At 71.1% G+C, this 23,801-nt stretch carries 17 protein-coding genes; 3 read left to right on the forward strand and 14 right to left on the reverse strand.

Features of this window, described 5'->3' with window-relative positions:
- Positions 1-541 precede the first annotated feature (541 nt).
- The 12 genes from ACLKM7_RS16240 to ACLKM7_RS16295 form a co-directional block, all read right to left on the reverse strand.
- Complete coding sequence (locus ACLKM7_RS16240; RefSeq protein ID WP_436448200.1) at positions 542-1,099, reverse strand: cysteine hydrolase family protein; 558 nt, start codon at positions 1,097-1,099, stop codon at positions 542-544.
- 205 nt (positions 1,100-1,304) lie between these two features.
- Positions 1,305-2,960: an amidohydrolase gene (locus ACLKM7_RS16245; RefSeq protein ID WP_436448201.1), complete on the reverse strand. Its 1,656-nt coding sequence runs from the start codon at positions 2,958-2,960 to the stop codon at positions 1,305-1,307.
- Between the two features lie 73 nt (positions 2,961-3,033).
- Positions 3,034-3,960: an ABC transporter permease gene (locus tag ACLKM7_RS16250; RefSeq protein ID WP_436448202.1), complete on the reverse strand. Its 927-nt coding sequence runs from the start codon at positions 3,958-3,960 to the stop codon at positions 3,034-3,036.
- Positions 3,957-4,895, reverse strand: a complete 939-nt coding sequence (locus ACLKM7_RS16255) for an ABC transporter permease (RefSeq protein ID WP_436448203.1) — start codon at positions 4,893-4,895, stop codon at positions 3,957-3,959. Before ACLKM7_RS16255 ends, ACLKM7_RS16250 begins: the two co-directional genes overlap by 4 nt.
- The gene (locus ACLKM7_RS16260; protein WP_436448204.1) at positions 4,888-6,090 is read right to left on the reverse strand and encodes an extracellular solute-binding protein; all 1,203 of its coding nucleotides are present in this window, start codon (positions 6,088-6,090) and stop codon (positions 4,888-4,890) included. The genes ACLKM7_RS16255 and ACLKM7_RS16260 overlap by 8 nt, the downstream gene beginning before the upstream one ends.
- A 110-nt stretch (positions 6,091-6,200) precedes the next feature.
- A complete protein-coding gene (locus tag ACLKM7_RS16265; protein ID WP_436448205.1) occupies positions 6,201-7,400 on the reverse strand; it encodes an ABC transporter ATP-binding protein in 1,200 nt (399 codons plus the stop codon).
- A gap of 327 nt (positions 7,401-7,727) precedes the next feature.
- Positions 7,728-8,516: a DNA-formamidopyrimidine glycosylase family protein gene (locus tag ACLKM7_RS16270; RefSeq protein ID WP_436448206.1), complete on the reverse strand. Its 789-nt coding sequence runs from the start codon at positions 8,514-8,516 to the stop codon at positions 7,728-7,730.
- Positions 8,517-8,629: 113 nt separating this feature from the next.
- Positions 8,630-13,456: an ATP-dependent helicase gene (locus ACLKM7_RS16275; protein WP_436448207.1), complete on the reverse strand. Its 4,827-nt coding sequence runs from the start codon at positions 13,454-13,456 to the stop codon at positions 8,630-8,632.
- Positions 13,457-13,506: 50 nt separating this feature from the next.
- Positions 13,507-13,689 carry a PspC domain-containing protein gene (locus tag ACLKM7_RS16280; protein ID WP_436448208.1) on the reverse strand — a complete coding sequence of 61 codons (183 nt, stop codon included), beginning with the start codon at positions 13,687-13,689 and terminating at the stop codon, positions 13,507-13,509.
- Between the two features lie 123 nt (positions 13,690-13,812).
- Positions 13,813-15,504 carry an ABC-F family ATP-binding cassette domain-containing protein gene (locus tag ACLKM7_RS16285; protein ID WP_436448209.1) on the reverse strand — a complete coding sequence of 564 codons (1,692 nt, stop codon included), beginning with the start codon at positions 15,502-15,504 and terminating at the stop codon, positions 13,813-13,815.
- A 256-nt stretch (positions 15,505-15,760) separates the two neighbouring features.
- Positions 15,761-16,453 carry an alpha/beta hydrolase gene (locus ACLKM7_RS16290; RefSeq protein WP_436448210.1) on the reverse strand — a complete coding sequence of 231 codons (693 nt, stop codon included), beginning with the start codon at positions 16,451-16,453 and terminating at the stop codon, positions 15,761-15,763.
- Positions 16,454-16,490: 37 nt separating this feature from the next.
- Entirely contained in the window at positions 16,491-17,114 is a 624-nt protein-coding gene (locus tag ACLKM7_RS16295; protein ID WP_436448211.1) for a hypothetical protein, read from the reverse strand.
- A gap of 99 nt (positions 17,115-17,213) precedes the next feature.
- On the opposite strand from ACLKM7_RS16295, the gene ACLKM7_RS16300 reads away from it, so the two are divergent.
- The 3 genes from ACLKM7_RS16300 to ACLKM7_RS16310 all read left to right on the forward strand — a co-directional run bounded on the left by ACLKM7_RS16300 (position 17,214) and on the right by ACLKM7_RS16310 (position 21,853).
- The gene (locus ACLKM7_RS16300) at positions 17,214-17,801 is read left to right on the forward strand and encodes an NUDIX hydrolase family protein (RefSeq protein ID WP_168912929.1); all 588 of its coding nucleotides are present in this window, start codon (positions 17,214-17,216) and stop codon (positions 17,799-17,801) included.
- Positions 17,802-17,865: 64 nt separating this feature from the next.
- Positions 17,866-19,806, forward strand: coding sequence for a M3 family metallopeptidase (locus ACLKM7_RS16305; RefSeq protein WP_436448212.1), 1,941 nt, complete (start codon positions 17,866-17,868; stop codon positions 19,804-19,806).
- A 184-nt stretch (positions 19,807-19,990) separates the two neighbouring features.
- The gene (locus tag ACLKM7_RS16310; RefSeq protein ID WP_436448213.1) at positions 19,991-21,853 is read left to right on the forward strand and encodes a hypothetical protein; all 1,863 of its coding nucleotides are present in this window, start codon (positions 19,991-19,993) and stop codon (positions 21,851-21,853) included.
- A gap of 54 nt (positions 21,854-21,907) precedes the next feature.
- Here the strand turns inward: ACLKM7_RS16310 and ACLKM7_RS16315 are convergent, their stop codons facing one another.
- Together ACLKM7_RS16315 and ACLKM7_RS16320 are read right to left on the reverse strand one after the other, a co-directional pair.
- On the reverse strand, positions 21,908-22,981 hold the full coding sequence (locus ACLKM7_RS16315) for a threonine aldolase family protein (RefSeq protein ID WP_436448214.1): 1,074 nt from the start codon (positions 22,979-22,981) through the stop codon (positions 21,908-21,910).
- Positions 22,982-23,051: 70 nt separating this feature from the next.
- Positions 23,052-23,717 (reverse strand): SDR family NAD(P)-dependent oxidoreductase, encoded by a 666-nt coding sequence (locus tag ACLKM7_RS16320; RefSeq protein WP_436448215.1) that lies wholly within the window; start codon positions 23,715-23,717, stop codon positions 23,052-23,054.
- Positions 23,718-23,801 lie beyond the last annotated feature (84 nt).

Consider the following 23,801-nt stretch of genomic DNA (forward strand, 5'->3'; position numbering starts at 1 on the left):
ATGCAATGGTTTCCTCCATCCTCGCGCGCGGTGCGAGGCGGCGACATCCGGTCGGTGTCGGAGATTCCCGAGGTGGTCGGACATGTTGTCGGGAGCACCTCCCGGTTCACAACTCCTGATGCCCGGAGTTCGAGCGGGCATACAGCCGCGGAATCCTGCGATGCGGCCGGTGACGGCATCCGATCCGTCAGGAGGACGGTACGCCGCGGCAGGGCGGCGGCAGGGCAGGCGGCGGCAGGCGGCAGGGCGGTGGCAGGTGGCAGGCGGCAGGCGGCGGAGCGGCGGCAGGCGGCGGCAGGGCGGCAGGCAGGACGGCGGCAGGGCGGCAGGCAGGCGGGGGCAGCGCGACGGCAGGGCGACGGCAGGGCGGCGGCAGGCGGCGGCAGGGCGGCGGCAGGCGGCGGCAGGGCGGCAGGCAGGACGGCGGCAGGGCGGCAGGCAGGCGGCGGGCAGCGCGACGGCAGGGCGGCGGCAGGGCGGCGGTAGGGCGGCGGGGTGGCCGGTATGCGAGGAGGGGGCGGGGTGGGTGAAGGGGCCGCGGTCAGCGGGGTGGCAGGTCGGTCAAGAGCGACTCGGCGTCGGAGACCCGGGCATAGGTGCCGTCGAGGGCGGCCATGAATGCCGCGTGCACCTGCGCGCCGGGCACCGTGGCACCGGCGAACTCGAGATCTGGCGCGGCGCACGCGTCGTGAGCGACCGCCACCGAGAAGCCCATATCGGATGCCGCGCGCACGGTCGCATCCACGCACATGCTCGACATCATGCCGGCGATTACGATCTCATCCGGGTCGGCGGCACGCAGGAGCGCCTCGAGCCCGGTGCCGAGGAACGCGTTGGGGCGATCCTTGACGATCACGTCCTCCTCGCCCTCGGGGGCGACGCGGGCGTCGAACTCGACGCCGGGCGTTCCTGGCGCGAAGAAGACGGCATCCGGAGCGTCCCACACGTGCTGCACGTGGACGACCTTCTCGCCCGCCGTGCGGAATCCGGCCAGCAGTGTGGCAGCGGCGTCGGCCGCAGCATCCGTCCCCACCAGCGGATGCCGCCCGCCGGGAAAGTAGTCGCGCTGGATGTCGATGAGAAGCAGCAGCCGGGTCACCCCACCAGCCTAAAACCCGCCCCGCCCCCACCCCCCGTTCGTTCGTCGCTGATCACGCGGCGGACCACCAACGTGAGGTTGAGAAACCACGCGTAGGTTGAGACACCCCGCGGGCCGTGGTTTCTCAACCTCTAAGTGGTTTCTCGACCGACATGCGGGCGACCGAGGCAGAAGGGCGGGCCGGGCACGCCCGCAAGGTGCCGGGTCAGGCGTCGGGGGCGGCGTAGACGCGCTCGCCCTCCACGAAGGTCTGCAGCACGCGCGTCGCACCGATCTGATCGGCCGGTCCGGCGAACGGGTCGCGGTCGAGCAGGGCCAGGTCGGCGAGCTTGCCGACCTCGATCGTGCCGGTGGTGTCGTCGAGGTGATTCACCCACGCCGAGCCGGCCGTATAGGCCGTGAGGGACGTCGCGAGGTCGATCGCCTGCTCGGGCAGGAACGCGTCGTACTCGCCCTCCTCGTGTCCCGGCGCGGCCTTGCGGTTGACGGCCGTGTGGATCGCGGCCATCGGATCGGGCGTCGACACCGACCAGTCGCTGCCGGCCGCGAGCACCGCGCCCGAGCGCAGCAGGTCGCCGAACGGGTACTGCCACGCGCTGCGCGGCTCGCCCAGGAAGGGGAGGGTGAGATCGACCATCTGCGGCTCGTACGTGGCCCACAGCGACTGCATGTTCGCCGCGACGCCGAGTTCGCGGAAGCGGGCGACGTCTTCGGGGTGCACGACCTGGATATGCGCGATGTGGTGGCGGTTGTCGCGACGTCCGTTGCGTGCGATCGCCTGCTCGACCGCGTCGAGGCATTCGCGCACCGCGCGGTCGCCGATCGCGTGGAAGTGCACCTGGAACCCCTCGGCATCGAGGATCGGCACCGCCTCGTTCAGGGTCTCGGGCGCGACGAACGAGATGCCCGAGTTGTCGGTGAGGTGCCCGTGCCCGTCGCAGTACGGCTCGAGCATCGACGCGGTGAAGTTCTCGGCGACGCCGTCCTGCATGACCTTGACGGATGTCGCAGCGAAGCGCCCGCCGCGGTACCGGTCCCGACGCTCGAGGATCGACGGGATCTGCTCGAGCCCGGCGGTGCGGTCCCACCAGATCGCGCCCACGACGCGCGCCGACAGGCGCCCGTCGGCGGCGGCCGCGAGGTAGGCGGGGCCGGGGTCTCCGGCATCCCCGTACGACCCGACGATCGCGTCCTGCCAGGCCGTGATGCCGAAGGAGTGCAGGTAGCGCTGGCCGACGAGAAGCGCCTCGGTCAGCCGCTCGAGCGGCTCTTCGGGCAGGAGGCGGTTCACCAGCGCCATCGCGCCTTCGTGCAGCGTGCCCGACGGGTGTCCGTCGGCATCGCGCTCGATGCGGCCGTCGGCGGGGTCGGGGGTGTGCCGATCGATCCCCGCCAGCCGCAGGGCCGCGGAGTTGACCCACGCACCGTGCCCGTCGCGGTTGGGGAAGAACGCCGGGCGGTCGCCCGTCACGGCATCCAGGGCTTCGGCGGTCGGCGTGCCGCCGGGGAACGCCGACATCTGCCACCCGCCGCCGAGGATCCACTCGTCAGCGGGGTGCTCGGCGACGTACCGGCCGATCGCGTCGAGGTACTCCGGCGCCGTCGCGAGCTCGGCCAGGTCGCACCGCAGCATGTCGAGCCCACCCCAGACCGGGTGCACATGAGCGTCCTGGAAGCCCGGGATCAGCATCCGTCCGTGCAGGTCGACGATCTCGGTCGACGGCCCGACGAGGTCGCCGATCTCGTCGCCGCCGACCGCGACGATCCGCCCGTCCTTGACGGCGACCGATCGCGCGCGTGAGCGCACGGTGTTCGCCGTGAAGACGGGGCCGCCGGCGAAGACGAGGTCGGCGTGGGGCATGGCTCTCCTTGGATCGCGGCGTTTCGTCTCAATGCGCTCGCTCGACGAGCGGGTTTCGGCCGGGGGTCCCGGCTCAGCCGCCGGTCATCGTGCGGGCGATCTGGGTCGCAGAGTCGCCGGCGCGCTTGAGCACGAGGGCCACGAGCGCCAGCGCCACGAGCGTCAGCAGCAGCATGATCGTCGACACGGCGGCGATCTCAGGGCGCAAGCCGGATCTCACGGCTGAGAGCACGTACACCGGCCACGGCGTCGTACCCGACACCTGCACGAAGGCTGCGACGATCGTGTTGTCGAGGCTCAGGGTGAAGGCGAGCAGGAATCCGGCCAGCACCGCGGGCATCGCCAGAGCCAGGGTGATCCGCCGGAACGTCGTGATCGGCTTGGCGTAGAGATCTGCGGATGCCTCTTCCAGGTTGGCGTCCTGACCCACCAGTCGCGCCCGCACGATGTACGACACCACGGCGGTCGCGAACAGCGACGAGCCGACCGACAGGCGCACGATGCCGTCGTTGAACATGCCGACGCCGAAGTCCTGTCCGAGCAGGACGAAGAACGGCAGCAGCGCGACGGCGTCGACGATCTCGGGCGTGACCGAGACCAGCAGCAGCAGGCTCAGGAACCACCACACCCACTTGCCGGGGTGCCGCGCCATCGCGATTCCCGCGAGCGTGCCCAGCACGGTCGCGATGATCGCGGCGATGAACGCGGTGATCAGCGAGACGCGCACGGCGTTCTGGATCGCGGGCTTCTCGATGATCGTGCGGAAGGCGTCGAAGCCGAAGCCGTCCCACGACACCAGCAGACGCCCGGTGTTGAACGAGTAGATGACGATCACGATGATCGGCAGGAACAGGAAGAGCATCACCAGGACGCCCCACACCGTGAACGCGACATCCGACCACGACCGATGGGCGCGGCCTCGACGCGGTGCGGTACCCGAGGGCGCCGGGCGTGCGCGCAGGATCGTCTCGGTCTGCGTCATGGCTTCGGGGGGAGTCACGAGATCACCTCCGCAGGGGTCGTGGCGGGGGCATCCGTCTTCGCGGGAACCGCCGGCCCGAGCACCAGACGATTCTGCGCACGGAACGGCAGCGTCACGAGCCAGATCAGCGCCGCGGCGACGCCGATCGTCAGCATGATGACGAGCATCAGGAGCACCGCCATCGCAGAACCCAGCGCCCAGTTCTGCGCGGTCTGGAACTGGCTCGCGACGAGCTGGCCGACCATGTTGCCCTTCGCGCCGCCGAGGACGGTCGCGGTGATGTAGTCGCCCATCAGCGGGATGAACACCAGCAGCACGCCGGCGATGATGCCCGGCCGCGACAGCGGCAGTGTGACGCGGAAGAAGGTCGCGAGCTTTCCGGCGCCGAGGTCTTTCGAAGCCTCGCGCAGCGCGGGGCCGACGCGGTCGAACGCGACGAACAGCGGCAGGATCATGAGCGGCAGATAGTTGTAGACCACGCCGATGATGACCGCGGTGCGCGTGTAGAGCAGGTCGAGCGGGCCGTCGAGCACGCCGATGCCCTGCAGCAGCGACGACAGCCAGCCCTCGGGCGCCATGATCACCTGCCACCCGATCGTGCGGACGAGGAAGTTGGTCCAGAACGGCACGAGCACGAGGGCGATGAGGATGCCGCGGCGCTGCGGCTTCACCTTGAACGCCATCCAGTACGCCACCGGCGCACCGATCAGGAAGCACAGCACCGTGCCGATGATGCCGACCCACAGCGTGTTCTGAAATGTCGAGAAGAACGTCGGTGAGAACGCCTCGACGTACCGGTCGAACGACAGGATGTCGTTCGCGTGCGTGCCGAACACTCCGGGCTTGTAGCCGAAACTGAACCACACCACCATCGCCACGGGGGCGACGAAGAACAGGAGGAGCCACGCCCACGCGGGAATCGCGAGCGCGGCCCCAGCCGAGCGGTTACGCACCAGCGGCGGCCTTCATCTCGTTCCAGATCTCCACGCGCACGGTCTGCGAGTCGTTGAGCTCCTGCTCGTGCATCGTCTCGAGCTGCTCGGGCGTGAAGAAGATGAGCTCGGGCAGCGCCAGCCCCGCCTCGGCGGCGGCGCCCTCCATGTCTTTGCCGCCGACGTTGTAGCCGATGTAGTCCAGGTTCAGGTAGAGGTTCTCGGGGGTCATCGAGAAGTTGATGAACGCGTGAGCCGCCTCTGGATGCGGGGCGCCGTCGGCGATCGCCCAGTTGTCCATCCACAGCTCGGTCTGCGGGCCGGGCAGCACCCACTGCCAGCGCTCCGGCTCGCTCGACTCCATGAGCCCCAGGCGCGCGTCGCCGTTCCACGACTGCATGAGCGCCTGCGTGCCCTGGGGGATGGCGTTCGTGCCCGGGTACGAGTCGAAGGCCGAGATGTGCGGGGCGATCGTCTCGACGAGGAACTGGCGGCAGGCCTCGAGCTCGTCGGGGTCTTCGGTGTTCCAGTCCATGTCGTTCGCCCAGAAGTAGGCGCCGATGATCCCCGCGGGGTCATCCGACATCGATGTGCTTCCGCTGGCCTCGTTCTGCGCGGCGTCGAAGAAGTCGCCCCACGTCGCGAGCTCACGGGTGATGACGTTCTTGTCGTAGACGAATCCGGTGGTGCCCCATGCCTTGCAGACGGAGTAATCGTTCTCGGGGTCCCATGCGCGGCCGAGGTAGGCCGGGTCCATGTTCGAGAGGTTCGGCAAAAGCTCCTTGTTGAACTTCGTCAGCAGGCCGTTCTCGATCATCTGCGGGATGAACACGCCGGTCGGCACGACGATGTCGTATCCGGACGTGCCCTTCGCGGCGACCAGCTTGGCGATGAGCTCCTCGTTCGACGAGTACGAGTCGAGCGTGATCTTCGGGCCGAGCTCGGCGGTGAACGCCGAGACGACGTCGGGCGAGTCGTAGTCCCCCCACGTGTAGATCGAGAGATTGCCCTCGAGGTCGCCGCCGGTCGCCTGCGGCGCGGGGGAGCCGCCACCACCCGGCGTGCAGGCCGCCAGCACGGTGGCGCCGCCGGCGAGTGCCGCGAGGCTGAGGAAGCGACGACGTGAGAGCTCGCGAAGGATCACCGGCGCGGCGGCCTCGGAAGCGAGGATGCGAAGAGGGCTGCGGGACTGTGCCCGACTGCTGATCTGGGTCATCGGTGTCTCCTGGGTTCGGGTCGGAGCCGGTGAGGCGGGTGACGGTGGTGGACGCGGTTCGGTGGATGAAGCAGGGGATCCGGATGCCACGGGCCGCGGCATCCGCTCGCTCACAGTGTGGGCGGGGGGACGTAGCCGCCCTCCAGCGCGGCGCTCTGATGCACGGCGTCGGCAGGGAAGAGCAGCACGTGGTGGGCGGCCCAGCTGCACACGACGGCGTCGCCCACTTCGAGGACGGGGGCGTCCGGAGTCGGGCGACGCACGATGAGGCTTTGGTCCTCGCCGAGGCGCACGAGGTACTGCATGGTGTCGCCGAGATGTGAGATGCCGATCAGATCGCCGCGCGCGGTGTTCGCCTCACCGGCTGGTGCCGAGGGGTCGTCCTTGTCGATCCGGATGTACTCCGGCCGCACCGCTGCCTCGCCCAGGTTCGTGGTCGTCAGCATCGGTGCGGCGGCACGCACCAGAGCGTGGGGCGACGTGATCGCCGCGCCCGCCTCGGCGACGGCGCCGCGGAAGAAGTTCTGCTGGCCGACGAACGCGGCCACGTACGCCGACGCGGGCCGCGCGTACACGGTGTCGGCGTCGGCGAGCTGCTCGATGCGGCCCGCGCGCATGATCGCGATCCGGTCGCTCATCGACAGCGCCTCGCCCTGATCGTGCGTCACGAAGACGAACGTGATGCCCAGGCGCGACTGCAGCAGCTTCAGCTCGAGCTGCATCTCTTCGCGCAGCTGGCGGTCCAGCGCGCCGAGAGGCTCGTCGAGCAGCAGCACGGCCGGCCGGTTCACGAGTGCGCGGGCCAGCGCGATGCGCTGCTGCTGACCGCCCGAGAGCTGGGTGGGCTTGCGGTCGCCGAATCGCCGCATCTGCACCATGTCGAGGGCCTGCGTCACGCGGTCGCGCACCGCCGACTTGGGCGTGCGGCGCTGCTGCAGTCCGTAGGCCACGTTCTCGGCGACCGACAGATGCGGGAACAGCGCGTACGCCTGGAACACCGTGTTGACGTCACGGCGATAGGGCGGGATGCCGCGCACCGGGCGACCCGAGATGCGGATGTCTCCGGCATCCGGCTGCTCGAACCCGGCGATCATGCGCAACGTCGTCGTCTTGCCGCATCCCGAGGGCCCGAGCAGAGAGATGAACTCGCCGGGCTGGATCGTGAGAGACAGATCGTCGACGGCCGCCTGGTCTCCGTAGAGCTTGGTGATCCCCGACAGCACCACGCCGCCGCGCTGATCCTCGCCCTCGGTCGTGCCGGAGCTGGTGGTCGGAGCGCTCTCCGCGTCGGTCGCCGTGCCTGTGGACATCGTCACCTCGTGGGGTCCTCCTGGTCACCGTCGCGCGACGGTGCGCGAGCGGGTCGAATGTGTGAGGTATTCAATAGCGCGCGGTGCCGGCGCCGCAATGCGGCGTGAGGCGAACCGGACGATTCGCGGCGTGCACCAGGCCCCGCCGACAGATCGTCCGGAGTTGTGTAACGGTCAGGAAACCGCGGCGTTTCGGGCCGGGCACGATGGCGGACAGCGGATGCCGCGGCGAGATGCGACAGATCGTCCGTTGCCCCGCTCACCATCCCCTCCTTCGGGTCCGGGCCGGTCCGTGCGCCCGTCGGCCGCACAGGCGTGACGTTCCCGTCAGCGCTGGCAGTTCGGGCACCAGAACACGATGCGCTCGCGGGTCGGATCGGCGCCGAGCGACCCGCCTCGGATGGGCGTGCCGCACCGGCGGCACGGCCTTCCCTCGCGACGGTACACCCACGTCGATCGCCCGGGCCGGCTGTCGCCGGTGAAGGTGCGACCGGAGCGGTCACGGTTGGCGCGGATCATGCGCGAGCCGACGTCGACGAGGGCCGCGGCATCCGTCTGCGATGCGGGCGTCGTGGGAATCACCCCGCGCACGAAGAGGATCTCGTTGACGTACTCGTTGCCGAATCCAGCGATGTTGCGCTGATCCTGGAGCGCGACATGAACGGGGCGGGTGTCGGCGGCGAGCCGCCGCGCCGCGTCGACCGGGTCCCACGAGTCGGCCAGCAGATCGGGGCCCAGGTGCCCGACGAGAGTGTCTTCGTCCGTGGTGGGAACGACGGCGATATCGGCCAGGTCGAAGCCGACGGTCTCCCACTCGGTACCGTCGGGCGCCGTCGCGCCGATCACCGCGCGCGCCTTGAACGCCGGAGCCCGCCAGCGCTCCCCGCGCCGGTAGACGTGCCACTCGCCCTCCATCTTCAGGTGCGAGTGGAGCGTGTGCGCACCGATGCGATGCAGGATGTGCTTTCCCCGCGGCAGGACCTCGTGCACGATCTCGCCACGGAGATCGATCGTCGCCGCCTGCGGCACCCGCAGCTCGAACCGGGTCACGGTGGCCCCGTGGAGTGCCTGGTCGAGCTTCAGCGCGGCACGGTAGACGCTGTCTCCCTCAGGCACGGGCCTGCTCCAGCCGTCGCCGTGGGTGCACGATCGAACGTTCGGAGCGCCGCGCGGGCAGGGCCGCGTCGCGCGAGATGCGTCGCTGCCTTTGTTCGCTGCCGCGCATGGACTCAGGCACGCGCGCCCTGGCGAAGGGCGTCGCCTGCGGTCATCCGACGCAGCGTGAGCCCGCGGGGCGACTCCACGAATCCGGCATCCCGCAGCGCGCGGCCGACCGCGGTGCCGTACACGAAGGCGCCGTTGACCTGTTCGATCGTCAGAGTGTCGAGCCGGCGGGCCCGCGCCGTCGCGACGAGTTCGCGGGCTGCGGCCTCGAGCACCGGCTCGGCCTCGGTGAACGCGAGGGCCGACTTGCCGCCGCGCTCGAGGTAGAGCGTCAGCGCGCCGTCGACGAGCACCACGAGTGCACCCGCCTTGCGGCCGGGCCGATGGCCGATGCCCTCGAGGGGCGGCCAGGCCAGCGCGGCACCATAGGCGTTTGCGGGGTCGGTCGCCGCGAGGACGACGGCCCGCAGCGGCGGCGGATCGGCGACGGCGGCGAACTCGCGCAGCCGGTCGACGGTCGCGGATGCTGCGAACTGTGCCGCGCCGAGCTTCTCGATGACGTAGCCGCGGCGGCAGTGGCCGGCCTCCTCGAAGCCCGCGAGCACACGGTAGGTCTGTGCGAAGCCGCCGGGCACGCCCTCGGCCTGCACGGCACCGCGGGTGACGACACCGTACCGATCGAGCAGTAGGCTCGCCGTCGCGGTGGCCCGCAGCGCCGCGTCGGGCTCCGGCGAGGGAAGCGCCGACCACCGGCCCCCGATCGAAGGCGGACGCGGGGGAACGGTCCCCACGCCCCCTCCAGACGCCGCTGGCGCGTCGCCCGGAGCCTCCGGGCGCGTGGGCCCAGCCGCAACCGCCCGCCAGGTCCCTCCGCGGTACATCCGCGCCCGGGGCGCCCGTCGGCTGACGCGGTGCGCCTGCGATCCCCCCGAGACCAGCGTGCGGACCGGGGCGAACGTGTCGTTCGAGACCCGCCCGGCCCACGTGAGGCGCCACAGCGCCTCGATGACGGACTGCTCGTTCTCGGCGCCCGTGAGCTGCCGGAGCTGTGCCGCGAAGAAGGCGCCGCCGCCTGAGACGGCGCCGTCGAGCGCGGCGAGCAGCTGCGCGTCGAGCGAGCCCGGCGCGGGCTCGTCCGCCTCGTCGGGCGGGGCGAGCGTGAGCGGCAGGGCGTCGGCCGGATGCAGCGCGATCCAGCCGTCGCGGCCGGGCAGGCTCCCGTGTCCCGACCACACCACCTCGCCGGTTGCGGTGAGCTCGTCGAGCATGCCCGAGGTGTAATCGGCCACGCGCGAGGGCAGGATCAGCGATTCCCAGGCGCTGGCGGGGATCGGCACACCCGCGAGCTGCTCGACGACGGCGGCGACCCCGTCGATGCCCTCGAGCGGACGGGTCGCGTGCTGCCACACCGGGAGGAACCGCGCGTACGCGTCCGGCGGGACGGGCTCGACGCTGCCGCGGATCGCCGCGAGCGATCGCATCCGCAGCCGCCGCAGCACCTCGGCGTCGCACCACTCGAGGTCGTCCGAGCCGGTGCGCGTGTCGGCCGATGCCTCGGGAAGGAAGAAGCCGCTGCTCACGCGGCCCTGCGACTCCAGGCGCTGCAGCGTGTGACGAGCCACGGCCACGCCGATGCCGAGGCGATCGGCCACGGCATCCGCCGTGAACGGACCATGTGTGCGGGCGAACCGCGCCACGAGGTCGCCGAGCGGATCGGCGAGGGGCTCGAGGAAAGCCGTTGGAATACCCACGGGGAGCGCGACTCCGAGACCGTCGCGCAGTCGTCCGGAGTCCTCGATCGCCGCCACGCGGGCCGTGCCGGCGATCGTCACGGGGACGGCCCGACGCGTCGTGACGAGCTCTTCCAGCAAATTGGATGCTTCAGCCTCGGTCGTGTGCTCGGCCCCTGCGATCGTGGACTCCAGCCGGGCCGCGACCTCGGCGGCGTCCAGCGGGCCGAGGAGCCGCAGCAGATCGGCGACGCCCTCGAGGCCGCGGACGCGGCGCTCGGGGTCGAGGCGCTGGACCTCGCGCTCGAACTGCGCGATGACGGCAGGGTCGAGCAGCTCGCGCATCTCGACCTTGCCGAGCAGTTCGCTCAGCAGCGCCGGGTCGACGGAGAGGGCAGCGGCCCGGCGCTCGGCGAGCGGAGAGTCCCCCTCGTACATGAACGCGCCGACATATCCGAAGAGCAGGTCGCGCGCGAACGGCGACGGCTGCGCGGGCTCGGTCTCGACCAGCCGGATGCGACGGTCGCCGATGCTCCGGGCGATGCGCAGCAGCGACGGCACGTCGTACACGTCCTGGAGCACTTCCCGCAGCGTCTCGAGGATGATCGGGAAGGTGGGGTAGCGCCGTGCGACCTCGAGCAGCTGCGCCGACCGCTGCCGCTGCTGCCACAGGGGCGTGCGCTTGCCCGGGTTGCGCCGGGGCATCAGCAGCGCACGGGCGGCGCACTCGCGGAACCGCGACGCGAAGAGGGCAGAGCCGCCGACCTCGTCAGTGACGATCTGCTCGAGCTCGCCGGGGTCGAAGACGAACAGCTCCGCACCCGGCGGCTCGGCCGCGGCATCCGGAATCCGCGCGATGATGCCGTCATCGCTCGCGACCGCCGACCCCTCGACGCCGAGCCGCTCACGGATGCGGGCGTTGACGGCCAGCGCCCACGGTGCATGCACCTGCATGCCGTACGGGGAATGCAGGATCACGCGCCAGTCGCCGACCTCGTCGCGCCCGCGTTCGACGGTGAGCTGGCGGTCGGTCGGCAGGGTGCCGGTCGCCTCGCGCTGCTCCGCGAGGTAGGCGAGCAGGTTGCCCTGCGCATTGTCGTCGAGCCCCGCGTCGCGGAGCCGGGACTCGGCCTTCTCGGGTGCCGCCGTGGACACCTCGCGCGAGAATTTGCCGAGCGCTTCGCCGAGCTCGGCCGGCCTGCCGATTCCGTCGCCGTGCCAGAACGGCACCTTGCCGGGCTGACCGAAGGCCGGCAGCACGTTGACACGGTCGTGCGTGATCTCGACGATGCGCCAGCTGGTCGTGCCGAGGGTGAACACGTCGTTCACGCGCGACTCGTACACCATCTCTTCGTCGAGCTCGCCCACGCGGGCGTTCTGCGACTCGCCCGCGACGAACACCCCGAACAGGCCACGGTCGGGGATGGTTCCGCCGCTGGTGACCGCGATGCGTTGAGCCCCGGGGCGGCCCGTGAGGACGCCGAGGTCGCGGTCCCACACCACCCGCGGGCGCAGCTCGGCGAACTCGTCGGAAGGGAACCGGCCCGCGAGCAGGTCGAGCGTCGCCTCGTAGGCCGACCGTGGCAGCGACCGGAACGGCGCACTGCGCTTGAGCGTGTCATACCAGTCCTCGACGTCGACCGGAGCGATGGAGGCCGCGGCCACGGTGTGCTGCGCCAGGATGTCGAGCGGATTCTGGGGAATCGCGATGGCCTCGATCTGCCCGGCCAGCATGCGCTCGGTGACGATGGCGGTGTGCAGCACATCGCCGCGGTGCTTCGGGAAGAGCGCGGCCCGGCTGACTTCGCCGACCTGGTGTCCGGCGCGTCCGATGCGCTGCAGGCCCGAGGCTGCACTCGGCGGCGCCTCGACCTGGATCACGAGATCGACGGCGCCCATGTCGATGCCGAGTTCAAGGCTCGACGTCGCGACCACGCAGCGGAGGACGCCCGACTTGAGCTCTTCCTCTACCTGGGAGCGCTGCTCCTTCGACACCGAGCCGTGGTGCGCCTTCGCCAGCACGGGCTCGGCGCCCGCCGTCGCGCCGGCCTGGGCCATCATGGCCGCGGGCACGGTCTGCTCGGGCAGATCCAGGCCGAGGCGCTCGGAGTAGATCTCGTTGAGCCGGCCAGTGAGCCGCTCGGCGAGCCGGCGCGAGTTGCAGAAGACGATGGTCGATCGATGCTGCAGGATGCGGTCGACGATGGCCTCTTCGACGTGCGGCCACACCGACCCGGTCATCTCGGTCTCGCCGGCGCCGCTCGCACGTGGGCCCGCGGAGCCGTCGGCGAACCAGTCCTCGTCGACGGCCTCGGGCGAGGCATCCGCGTCGCCGTCAGCGCTCGTCCACGCGCTCGGCGGGGGTGGCGGGTTCAGCATGTCGTCGATCGGCACGACGACCTTCATGTCGAACGCCTTGGTCGCCCGCGGTGCCACGATCTCGACCGGCTCCGCGCCGCCGAGGAATCGCGCCACCTCGTCGATGGGGCGCACCGTCGCCGACAGGCCGATGCGCTGCGCAGGCGGTGCCTCGGGCGAGAACGAGCGCCGGAGTGCGTCGAGCCGCTCGAGGCTGACCGCGAGGTGTGCCCCGCGCTTGGTGGCTGCGACGGCGTGGACCTCGTCGACGATCACCGTGTTCACGTCGCGCAGCGTCTCGCCCGCCTGGCTCGTCAGCATGAGGTAGAGCGACTCCGGCGTCGTGATGAGGATGTCGGGCGGTGTCGTGACCAGCTTGCGGCGGTCGCTCGAGGTGGTGTCGCCGGACCGGACGCCGACCGTCACCTCCGGCACCGTCACGCCGAGGCGCCGGGCGGACTGGCCGATTCCCACGAGGGGTGAGCGCAGATTGCGCTCGACGTCGACGCCGAGTGCTTTGAGCGGCGAGATGTAGAGGATCCGCGTCGCCGACGGCGGGGTCGCACCGCGAGCCCGGCCCTTCGGAGGCGCCACCGGAGCCGCCGCCTTCTGATGGAAGACGCGGTCGATCGCCCACAGGAACGCCGAGAGGGTCTTGCCCGACCCGGTCGGGGCCACCACCAGCGCGTGCTTGCCGGCCGAGATCGCCTCCCACGCGCCGATCTGCGCGTTCGTCGGAGCGGCGAATGCGCCGCGGAACCAGTCCTGCGTGGCAGGACCGAACCGCTCGAGGACGTCGCTCACCCCTCCATCTTGCTCGCTCGCACCGACATCGGGGCGGGCTTGACGAGAGGTCAGCGTTCGGGCGGGACCACGATCCACAGCAGGATGTAGGCCCACAGCGACAGCCCGAAGAACATCACCGCGACGATCGCGAGGATGCGGACGAGCGCGACGCTCCAGCCGAATCTGTTGGCGACCGCCAGGCAGACGCCCGCGATCCACCTGCCCCGCTGGGGCCGTACGAGTTGGTTCATACCCCCATCCTCCCGCCCGCGGACCTCGAGCGCACGGGGGGAGGCCCCCGAGACGGCACGGGGGCTGCGGCATCCACTTCTCTTGAGAAGAGCGCGTGAGCCGACAGATGCCGCAGCCCACCGTCAGCGCTCGGTCAACGTGCCCTCGCGGTCGAGCTCGAGCACCAGGTCGACGCCGATGCGATCGAGGAACGCATCGTCGTGGCTGACGACGAGCACCGCGCCGCGATAGGCCGCGAGAGCGTCGACGAGCTGCGCGACCGTGTCGAGGTCGAGGTTGTTCGTCGGCTCGTCGAAGACCAGCAGCTGCGGCGGCGGGTCGGCCAGGAGCAGCCGCGCGAGCGCCACGCGGAAGCGCTCGCCTCCCGACAGGGTGGCCACGGACCGGTCGACGGCGGCGCCCCGGATGAGGAACCGCGCGAGCCGGTTCCGCAGCTCGACGGTGCTCACACCCGGCGCGGCGGCGGCGATGTTCTCGAGCACCGAGCCGGTGTCGTCGAGGCCGTCCACGCGCTGCGGCAGGTACCCGACACGGTCGGTGTGCAGGTCGGCACGTACCGTTCTCAGGATCGCCGGCGGCAGGCCGTCGGGCTCCCGCGTGATTCCGGGCTCGAGGCCGGGGATCGAGGGCACCGGTCCTGAGAACGGTACGACGCCGGCTACGAGCCGCTCCAGCAACGTGGTCTTGCCGGCGCCGTTCGGGCCGATGAGAGCCACGCGCTCCGGACCCTGGATGGTCCACGATCGCTCGCCGTCGCCGATCGTGGCGATCCGGCGACCCGCCGGCACGCCGGGGTCGGGCAGGTCGATCTTCACCTTGTCGTCGTCGCGAACCCGTCGTTCGGCGGCGTCCAGCGCCGCGCGGGCGCTCGCCTCGCGCTCGGCCTTCTCGCCGCGCAGCTTTCCGGCCGACACCTGGGCGGCCATCTTGCGCCCGCCCGCGATGATCTTCGGCACGCGCTTCTCGAGCTGCGCCTTGCGTCCCATCTGTTGTCGCGTCGCGATGGTGAGCTCAGCCGCGATCCGCTCCCGCTTCTCGCGTCGCACGACCTGCTTCGCGGAGGTCTCGGCCTGGCGTGCGGCATCCTGCTCGGCCTGCAGCCACGCCTGCCACTCCGAGTACGGGCCGCCGAACACCGAGAGTTCGTTGTCGTAGAGCTCTGCGGTGTCGTCCATGAGTTCGAGCAGGGCGATGTCGTGGCTGACCACGACGAGTGCGCCGCGCCACGAGCGCACCATGTCGTACAGTCGCGCCCGCGCCTCGCGGTCGAGGTTGTTGGTCGGCTCGTCGAGCAGGGTGATGGGACCACTCTGCTGATCGGCATCGCGCAGCCGGATGCCGGCGATCGCGGTGAGCACCGCCTCGCCGCCCGACAGCTGCCCGACGCTGCGGTCGAGCATGTCGGGTGTGAGTCCCGCTTCGGCCAGTGCCGCGTGCGACCGCGCCTCGACGTCCCAGTCGCTGCCGACGGCATCGAAATGACGCGGGTCGGCGTCGCCGGACTCGATCGCGCGCAAGGCGCGAAGCGTCGCACCCACGCCGAGCAGGTCGGCCACGGGTCGGGTGACGTCGAGCGTCAGCCGCTGCGGCAGGTACGAGGCATCGGACGTCGTGACGATGTTCCCCGCCGTCGGCGAGAGCTCGCCGGCGATCAGGCGCAGCAGCGTCGACTTGCCGGAACCGTTGCGGCCGACCAGGCCGGTGCGGCCGGTGCCGAACGAGCCCGAGACGTCGGACAGCGCGGTGGTGCCGTCGGGCCACGAGAACGTGACCCGGTCGAGAAGGATGGCGGGGGTCAAAGTGTGTGCAGGCATGTGGGCCTCCTGTGTCAGTCATGCGCTGACACCGAGGCCGCGGGTGCCCGGATGCTCCGGCGCTCGAAAGCGCGGGGCCACGGGAAGGCGGCAGATCGACGGTCAGCGCGGAATCGGATGCGCTGACGTCGAGAGTCGACGGAGCAGCGCGATTACAGCGCGGTCGCGTCGATGAGCTTCAACGGATTTCCTCACGTCGGGAACAAAGCCGAGAGACACCATAGCGGATGCCGTGGGCAGAAGTCTCCCCGTCCGCTCAATCGGCTGCGGTTCCGACCTCGGCCAGGCGCTTCTCGAGGAACGCCCGCACGTCGGCGAGCTCCTGCTCGGACACGCTGTGGGTGAGGCCCGGGTACACGCGGCCGCTGAGCTCGACGTGGCGCGGGAGCCACTCGGTGGTGTGCTCCACGAGGAAGGGCGGAATCACGTCGTCGTGGGTGCCGCGGCCCCAGAACACCGGCGGCCGCGCCTCGGCCAGCTCGGCGTCCCCAGGCAGGGCTCCGGGCGTCGCATAGCCCGAGAGGTTGACGGCGAACGCGAACCGGTGCGGGTCCAGGCGCATCGCCTGCAGCGACACCGCGCCGCCCTGCGAGAACCCGAGGAGGCCCACGGTGGGATGCGTCGCACCCGGACCTTCGCCGGCGGGTCCCGCCACGGCATCCGTCCACGCCAGCAGCCGGTGCGCGGAAGCCGTCACGTGGACGGGGTCGCGGCTGTCGAGCCCGTCGATCGCGTACCACGAGTAGCCGGGCGTCGGGAACGGCGGCGCGAGCGGCGCCCGCACCGCGGCGATGACGAACTCCTCCGGCAGGTGCGGCACCAGGCCGAAGAGGTCGCGCTCGTCGGAGCCGTACCCGTGCAGCAGGATCAGCAGCGGCCTGCCGGCGCGATCTGCGGCGCCTGCCGACCACAGGACGGCGTCGGACTCGAGGGGTTCGTGAGCACTCACCCCACCATCCTGCATTGCCGGAGGGGTGCGATGTCCTTCAGATCTTGATCGGGAACGTGAGGAGGATGACGATCGCCACGATCGCGACCACCACGGCAAGACCCAGCAGCACGCGGCCGATCCACGTCCTGATGTCGCGCTGCGACATCGCCGTCAGGAACAGGACGAGCGCGAACAGCACCGTCAGCAGCGAGTAGTTGTCGCCGCGCTGGTTGCTCTCGAGCGCCGCCGCGAACTTCGCGTCGGCGTGATCGTTGAGCTCCGCGGCCTCGACCTTGCCGGGCGGTACGTACTCCTCGCGTACGAACGGGCCGTTGTCGTGCATCCCGTCGGCCCGCCACGCGTCGAACGCGATCGTGAAGTGCGGGCTGAAGCGGTCCTGGATGTACTGGGCGAGCTCGGTGTCGCCGTCTGCCGTCGCGAGCACCCACTGCGCGTAGATCGTCAAGTCGACCTGCTGGGCTGCGCGCGCCTCTCCTTCGGCGCTCGCCGCCTGGATCCGCGCCGCCGAGGCCTGGCTGAAGGCGATGGACATCTCGCCGCCCCACTTCGACGACTCGAAGCCGCACCACGCGGTCAGCACCGCCGTGATCGAAAGCACGAAGACGCCGACGATGTCCTGGATGCGGCTGAGCCGGGTCTGCGGCGGATACTCCGACATGGCGCGCTCCTCTGAGATCTGTCCGTCAGCGTAGCGATCGGCGCCGGTTTGCACGCGGGAATCGGTGGTGCGTCGGGGCGAGGAGGGTATACAGGAGTCATGTCCGTGAGAACTCCCGACCCCGAACCCTCCGGTGACGAGCCGTTCGGCCCGCCGTCGGGCAACGTCTCGAACCCGGCGTGGCTGAGCGACATCGAGCTCGAAGAGGCCCGCCGGCGCCTTCCCATGCTCTACGTCGAGGCGGTCCCGGTCCGCACCGACGGCATGGGTCAGGTCATCGAGGTGGGCATCCTGCTGCGCGCGACGCCGCTCGGTGAGATCACGCGGACGATCGTGTCGGGGCGCGTGCGTTACGCCGAGACGGTGCGCGACGCCCTGTTCCGGCATCTCGAGAACGACCTCGGACCGATGGCCTTTCCGCTGCTGCCCACGCAGCCGACCCCGTTCACGGTCGCGGAGTACTTCCCCATGCCTGGCGTGAGCGCGTTCCACGACGATCGCCAGCACGCCGTCTCGCTCGCCTTCGTCGTGCCCGTCACCGGCACGTGCGAGCCGCGTCAGGATGCGCTCGAGGTGACGTGGATGTCGCCCGACGAAGCGGCATCCGACGCCCTCTCGGCCGAGATGGAAGGCGGCCGCGGCACGCTGATCCGCATGGCGCTGGCCAGCGTCGGCGCACTGCGCTGAGGGAACGGATGCCGCGGTCCGCAGCATCCGTCCGTCCGCCGGATCGGCGCTCTAGGCTCGACCCGTGAGCATCGAGCCCCTCTCCTTCCCCACCGCTGCGGCCGGGTGGGCCGCCTTCGCCACCGAGCGTCCCGCCGAGCGGATCGCGCGCGTCCACGTGGTCGATGCACGGCTGAGATCCGAGCCTGCGCTCTCGACGCGAGAGCGGCTGGCTCTGTGGAACGATGCCGAGATCGCGCTGCAACAGGCACTGAGCGAGGCGTACGTCCTCAGTGAGGCGCACCCCGACGCGGCCGTGCGCGAGCTTGCGGAAGCGCGGGTGCAGGCGGTCGAGTCGCTCACATCGCAGCGCCTGCTCGACCGCGACCTGTGGGCGGCGTTCTCGGAATCATCCGCGGACGGTCTCGATCCCGACGAGGCGCGGCTGCTCGCGCACCTGCTGCGCGACTTCCGCCGCGGCGGAGTGCACCTCGAAAATGCCCAGCGCGAGCGCGCGCGGTGGCTCGCCGACCGCGACACCGAGTTGTCGCTCACCTTCTCGCGCAACATCCGTGACGGCCGCCGTGAGGTCACCGTGCCGCGCTCCGGCCTGGCGGGCATGCCGCAGGACTTCGTCGACGCGCATCCGGCGGACGAGAACGGCATGGTGACGCTGTCGACCGACTACCCCGACCTGATGCCCGTCCGCGAGTACGCGACGGATCGCGCCACCCGGCACGCGCTCGTCGGCGCGTACAACGACCTCGCGTGGCCCGAGAACGAGCCGGTTCTCGCCGAACTGCTCGCGGTGCGCGCCGAGCGGGCGGCCCTGCTGGGCTATGCGGATTGGGCGGATTTCGAGACCGAGACGCGCATGATCGGCAGCGGGGCCGAGATCCGAAGGTTCCTGGCGCGGCTGGACGAGGCATCCCGCCCCGCCGCGGAGGCGGAATACGCGGTCCTCCGCGAGCGGCTGCAGCGCGACCTGCCCACCGCGGATGCCGTCACGATCGCCGATTTCTGGCACCTACTGAGCATCGTCAAGGCCGAGCGGTTCGACGTCGACCCGCAGCTGGTGCGCTCGTACTTCCCGTTCGAACGGGTGCTGCCGGGCGTCCTGGATGTGAGCGGTCGGCTGCTGCAGGTCGAGTACGAGCCGGTCGATGCCGGCGCGTGGCATGACGACGTGCGGTCGTACGACGTGGTGCGGGAGGGCGTGAGGCTCGGCCGCATCCATTTGGATCTGCACCCCCGGGACGGCAAGTTCAGTCACGCCGCCTGCTTCCCGCTTGCGCCGGGAATCGCGGACCGGGTCCTTCCCGAGGCGGCGCTGCTGTGCAACTTCTCGCGGGGACTGCTCGAGCACGACCAGGTGGTGACGTTCTTCCACGAGTTCGGTCATCTGGTCCATGAGATCCTCGGCGGTCGTCAGCGCTTCGCGCGATTCGCGGGCGTCCAGGCCGAGTGGGACTTCGTGGAGGCGCCGAGCCAGCTGCTGGAGGAGTGGGCGTGGGATCCCGAGGTGCTCGCGTCGTTCACCGGGAACGCCGACGGTGACCCGATCCCGATGGACCTCGTGCGAAGGATGCGCACGGCGGACGCCTTCGGTCGCGCCCTCGAGGTGCGACGACAGCTGGGCCACGCGAACGTGTCGTACCAACTGCACGTCCAGCGTCCGGCGGATCTGCAGGCCGAGACCGAGCGGCTCTACGCATCCACCAGCCCGGTGCAGCCGCTGCCTGGGCTGCACCCGTACGCGGGATTCGGGCACCTCACGGGGTACGGCGCCTGCTACTACACCTACCAGTGGAGTCTCGTGATCGCCCGCGACCTGCTCACCGGTTTCGAGGGCGGGCTGATGAACGAGACGGATGCCTCCCGCTATCGGCACCTGGTGCTCGAACCCGGTGGATCACGGGACGCGAAGGACCTCGTCGAGGCGTTCCTCGGCCGCCCGTACTCGTTCGAGGCGTACCGGGAGTGGCTGGGCGAGGCGCGTACCGAAGTCACTGTTCCCCGCACCTAGACGCGGAGGGTATTGTTCGACTACGCCGGAGGCGAAGGCATCCCCACGACGCAGCCCCCCCGGTGTCGTCGAGGGCGATGCGATCTTCCGCGGTTTCCCCTGCCGTCGCACCACCGTGGTCGTCGGCGGAACCACGGCGCGACGGCCCACGCCGACACAGCTCACCAGGAATCGGAGACACACGATGTCCGACAACGCCCCAGCCGAAGACGACACGGCGGACGACGCCAGCCCGTTCGACAGCCTCATCGGCGACGCCGCCGTCGCCGCCACGGACGCCGGCTTCGCCACGGTGTTCCGCGGCTACGACAGAGAAGAGGTCGACGCGGCGATCGCCGGGCTGAACGCGCGCGTGCGCGCCGCGAACGACGAGGTCACGCAGCTCAAGCAGCACCAGCGGCGCGCCGGCGCCGTGGTCGCGCAGAGCCGGGCGAAGGCCGAGCGGCTCGAGACCGAGATCGAGGCGGCCCGTGCGCAACGCAACGGCGAGGTCGAGCGGCTCGCCGCCGAGGCGCGGGCCGAGCTCGAGGCGCAGTTCGCCGGGGCGGAGGCCCGCCATCGCGAGGAGGTTCAGCGCCTGGGAGCCGAGGTCGAGCGGCTCCGTACCGAGGCCGCGACGGCCCGCACGCATGGCGCCGACGAGGCGGAGCAGCTCAAGGCCGAGCTCGCCGCCGCGAACGCGCGTCTCGCGAACGCGGACGCCCAGGTGCAGGCGCTGTCGGAGGAGCTCTCGGCCGCCCCCACCGACTCGCCCAACCGCCACCAGTTCGAAGAGGTGCTGCGAGTCGCCGAAGAGCAGGCGAGCGTGCTCATCCGCAACGCGACGGTACAGGGCGACCGACTGCTCGAGGCGGCCCGCGAAGAGATCGAGAACCGCCGCCGGTCGGCGCAGGCCGAGGCCGACGGCATCATCTCCCAGGCCCAGCACGAGGCGCAGCAGGTACGGCTCCGCGTCGACACCGAGCTCACCGCCCACGAGGCCAGGCTCGAGCGCGAAGGCGCCCACGCCGCCGAGAAGCTGTCGCAGGCCGAGCGTGAGGCCGCTGCGATCCGCTCAGAGGCCGAGAAGGGCGCTGCCGCTCTGCGGTCGATGGTCGCCCGCGAGACGTCGCTCGACCGCTCAGAGGCCGAGGAGGCCGTGCGCGAGCTGCGGGTGCGCGCCCTCGAGTTCGAGGCATCCCTCACGCGCCGTCAGGACGACGCCCACCAGGAGTTCCTGGTGCTGCACAATCAGGCCGTCGCGCACGCCGAGCGCATCACGCAGGACGCCAACGAACAGGTCTCGGCGTCGCTGGAGCACGCTCAGCGCGTGGCCGGAAAGGCCGAGGACTTCGAACGGCTGATGCGGGCGCAGGCCCAGCAGATCGAGGCCGATGCGCGGCTCCGGGCCCGCGAGCACCTCGACCAGGCGCGGGCGAAGGCCGAGCGGATCATGGAGCTCGTCACGACCCACTCGCAGGCCGTGCTGCGCGACGCCGAGGACCGCACGCGGCAGCTGCGGTGGCAGCAGCATCAGCTCACCAGCTTCATGGCCGAGGTCAAGGAGCTCATCCGTCCCGAAGCGCCCCGCACCGCGGTGGCCGATGCCCCCGACGACGGCGACGTCCCCGGTGAGGCCGAGGCCTCGTCGGACGCCGAGGCCGAGGTGGAGGCAGCAGCAGAGGTCGATGTGGAGACCGAGCAGCACGACGAGGGCGCGGACGCTCAAGACGACGCCGAGCACGCCGAGACCGCGGAGGACGCCGAGACCGCGGAGGACGCCGAGCAGGCCGAGACCGTGGAGGACGCCGAGACCGTGGAGGACGCCGAGCAGGCCGAGACCGCGGAGGACGCCGAGCAGCACGACGAGGCCTCCCCGGACGAGGATCCGTCGTCGGCCGACTCTGCCGACGATGCCGCCGAGGCAGGCTCGCTCGAGGACGTCACGCTCGACGACGTCGACGCCGAGCTCGCCGAACTCGTCGATGCGGCCGAGGCCGAGGACGGCCCCGAGGCGGAGGCTTCCGAGGACAGCGCGAACGACGAGGTCGAGCGCACCGAGTCCTGAGCCTGCGCGCGGTCCCCGGCGGATCACCGGGGACCGGCCACGCAGGGGGCGGTGCTAGGAGGCCGCCGAGGTCTCGCGGGCGATCGCGGCGATGAACGCGTCGATGTCGTTCTCGGAGGTGTCGAAGCTGCACATCCAGCGCACCTCGTTCTTCGCGGCATCCCAGTCGTAGAACCGGAACGACTCGCGCAGCCGGTCGGCGACTCCGTCAGGCAGCGTGGCGAACACGCCGTTGGCCTGCGTCGGCTGCGTGAATGCGACGCCGCGGATGGAACCGTCCGCGATGCCCGCCTCGACGCCTGCACGCAGTCGCTGCGCCATGGCGTTGGAGTGCGATGCGTTGCGCAGCCACAGGTCGTCCTCGAGGAGCGCGATCAGCTGGGCCGAGACGAACCGCATCTTCGACGCGAGCTGCATGTCGAGCTTGCGCAGGAACTTCAGGCCGGTCGATGCCTCGGGGTTGAGCACCACGACCGCCTCGCCGAGCATCGCGCCGTTCTTGGTGCCGCCGAAGCTGAGGACGTCCACCCCCGCGTCGCGCGTGAACGCGCGGAACGGCACGCCGAGCGAGGCCGCGGCGTTGGAGAGCCGGGAGCCGTCCATGTGGACGTTCATCCCGAGACTGTGCGCGTGGTCGGCGATCGCCGCGACCTCGTCGACGGTGTAGAGCGTGCCCAGCTCGGTCGACTGCGTGATCGAGACGGCGAGGGGCTGCGCGCGGTGCTCGTCGCCCCACCCCCAGGCCTCGCGGTCGATCAGCTCGGGCGTGAGCTTGCCGTCGTCGGTCGGCACCGTCAGCAGCTTGATGCCGGCGACCCGTTCGGGCGCCCCGCCTTCGTCGACGTTGATGTGCGCCGTGCCGGCCGCGACCACGGCGCCCCAGCGCGGCAGCATCGACTGCAGGCCGACGACGTTCGCCCCGGTGCCGTTGAACACCGGGAAGGCCTCGACGCCGTCACCGAAGTGGCGGGCGAAGACCTCCTGGAGCCGCTCGGTGTAGATGTCGTCGCCGTACGCGACCTGGTGGCCGTCGTTGGCGGCGGCGATCGCCGCGAGCACCTCAGGGTGGATGCCGGAGTAGTTGTCGGAGGCGAAGCCGCGCAGGTTCGGGTCGTGGAGTGTGGTCACGGATGTCCAATCTAGTTCGGCGGGCACGCTTCAGCCCGCCGGGGCGGGGTGGGTCAGAGCGAGGGCTCGGTCAGCTCAGCTCGACCACGGTGTCGTTGATGTCGTCGGCCTGCGAGACGAAGAGGCCGGCGAATCGCTGCGCGAGGGCATCCTCGAGTCCCGCCAGGCTCTTGACCCGGAAGACGACGGATGCCGCGCGCAGCGGCTGCTTCGCGTCCCGTGCCGCCTTCGCGAAGCCCTGCGCGACGGCGCGCGCCCACGCCTCGGTCGCGGCTTTGACCGCCGCGTAGTTGGCTCCGCCGGCGAGCGGACGCGCGACCGCGGTGGATGACACCACGGCCAGCCGCCCGGCGTCGGAGGCGCGCAGATCGTCGTCGAAAGCACGGCTGACATGGCGCAGCGCCGTGAACGAGCTCTCGAGCTCGCGGTAGTCGGCGTCGGTCTGCCCGGCGAGCCCGCCGCCGCCGCGCCATCCGCCGACGAGGTGCAGCACCCCGTCGACCCTGCCGTCGGTCGCGTGGATGCGCTCGGCGAGGGCGCCGACCGCCGCTTCGTCGGCGAGGTCGCACACCTCGAGGCGGGCGTCCGGCACCGCATCGGCGAGGGCGGCCAGCTTGGCGCGGTGGCGCCCGACGGCCACGACCCGTGCGCCGTCGCCCGCGAGGACTCGCGCGGCGGCGAGGCCCGAGGCGCTCGTCGCGCCCGCCAGCAGCACCAGCTTGCCGTTCACACTCATGTCTCCTCGCCCTTCCCGCGTCGGGGACGCGTGCTCTCGCCGAACGACCACGCTATCGGCGCCGGCAGCCTGCGTCCTCGGCGA

Origin of the sequence: Microbacterium sp. I2 (assembly GCF_051364985.1) — a bacterium.
GTDB lineage: Bacteria > Actinomycetota > Actinomycetes > Actinomycetales > Microbacteriaceae > Microbacterium.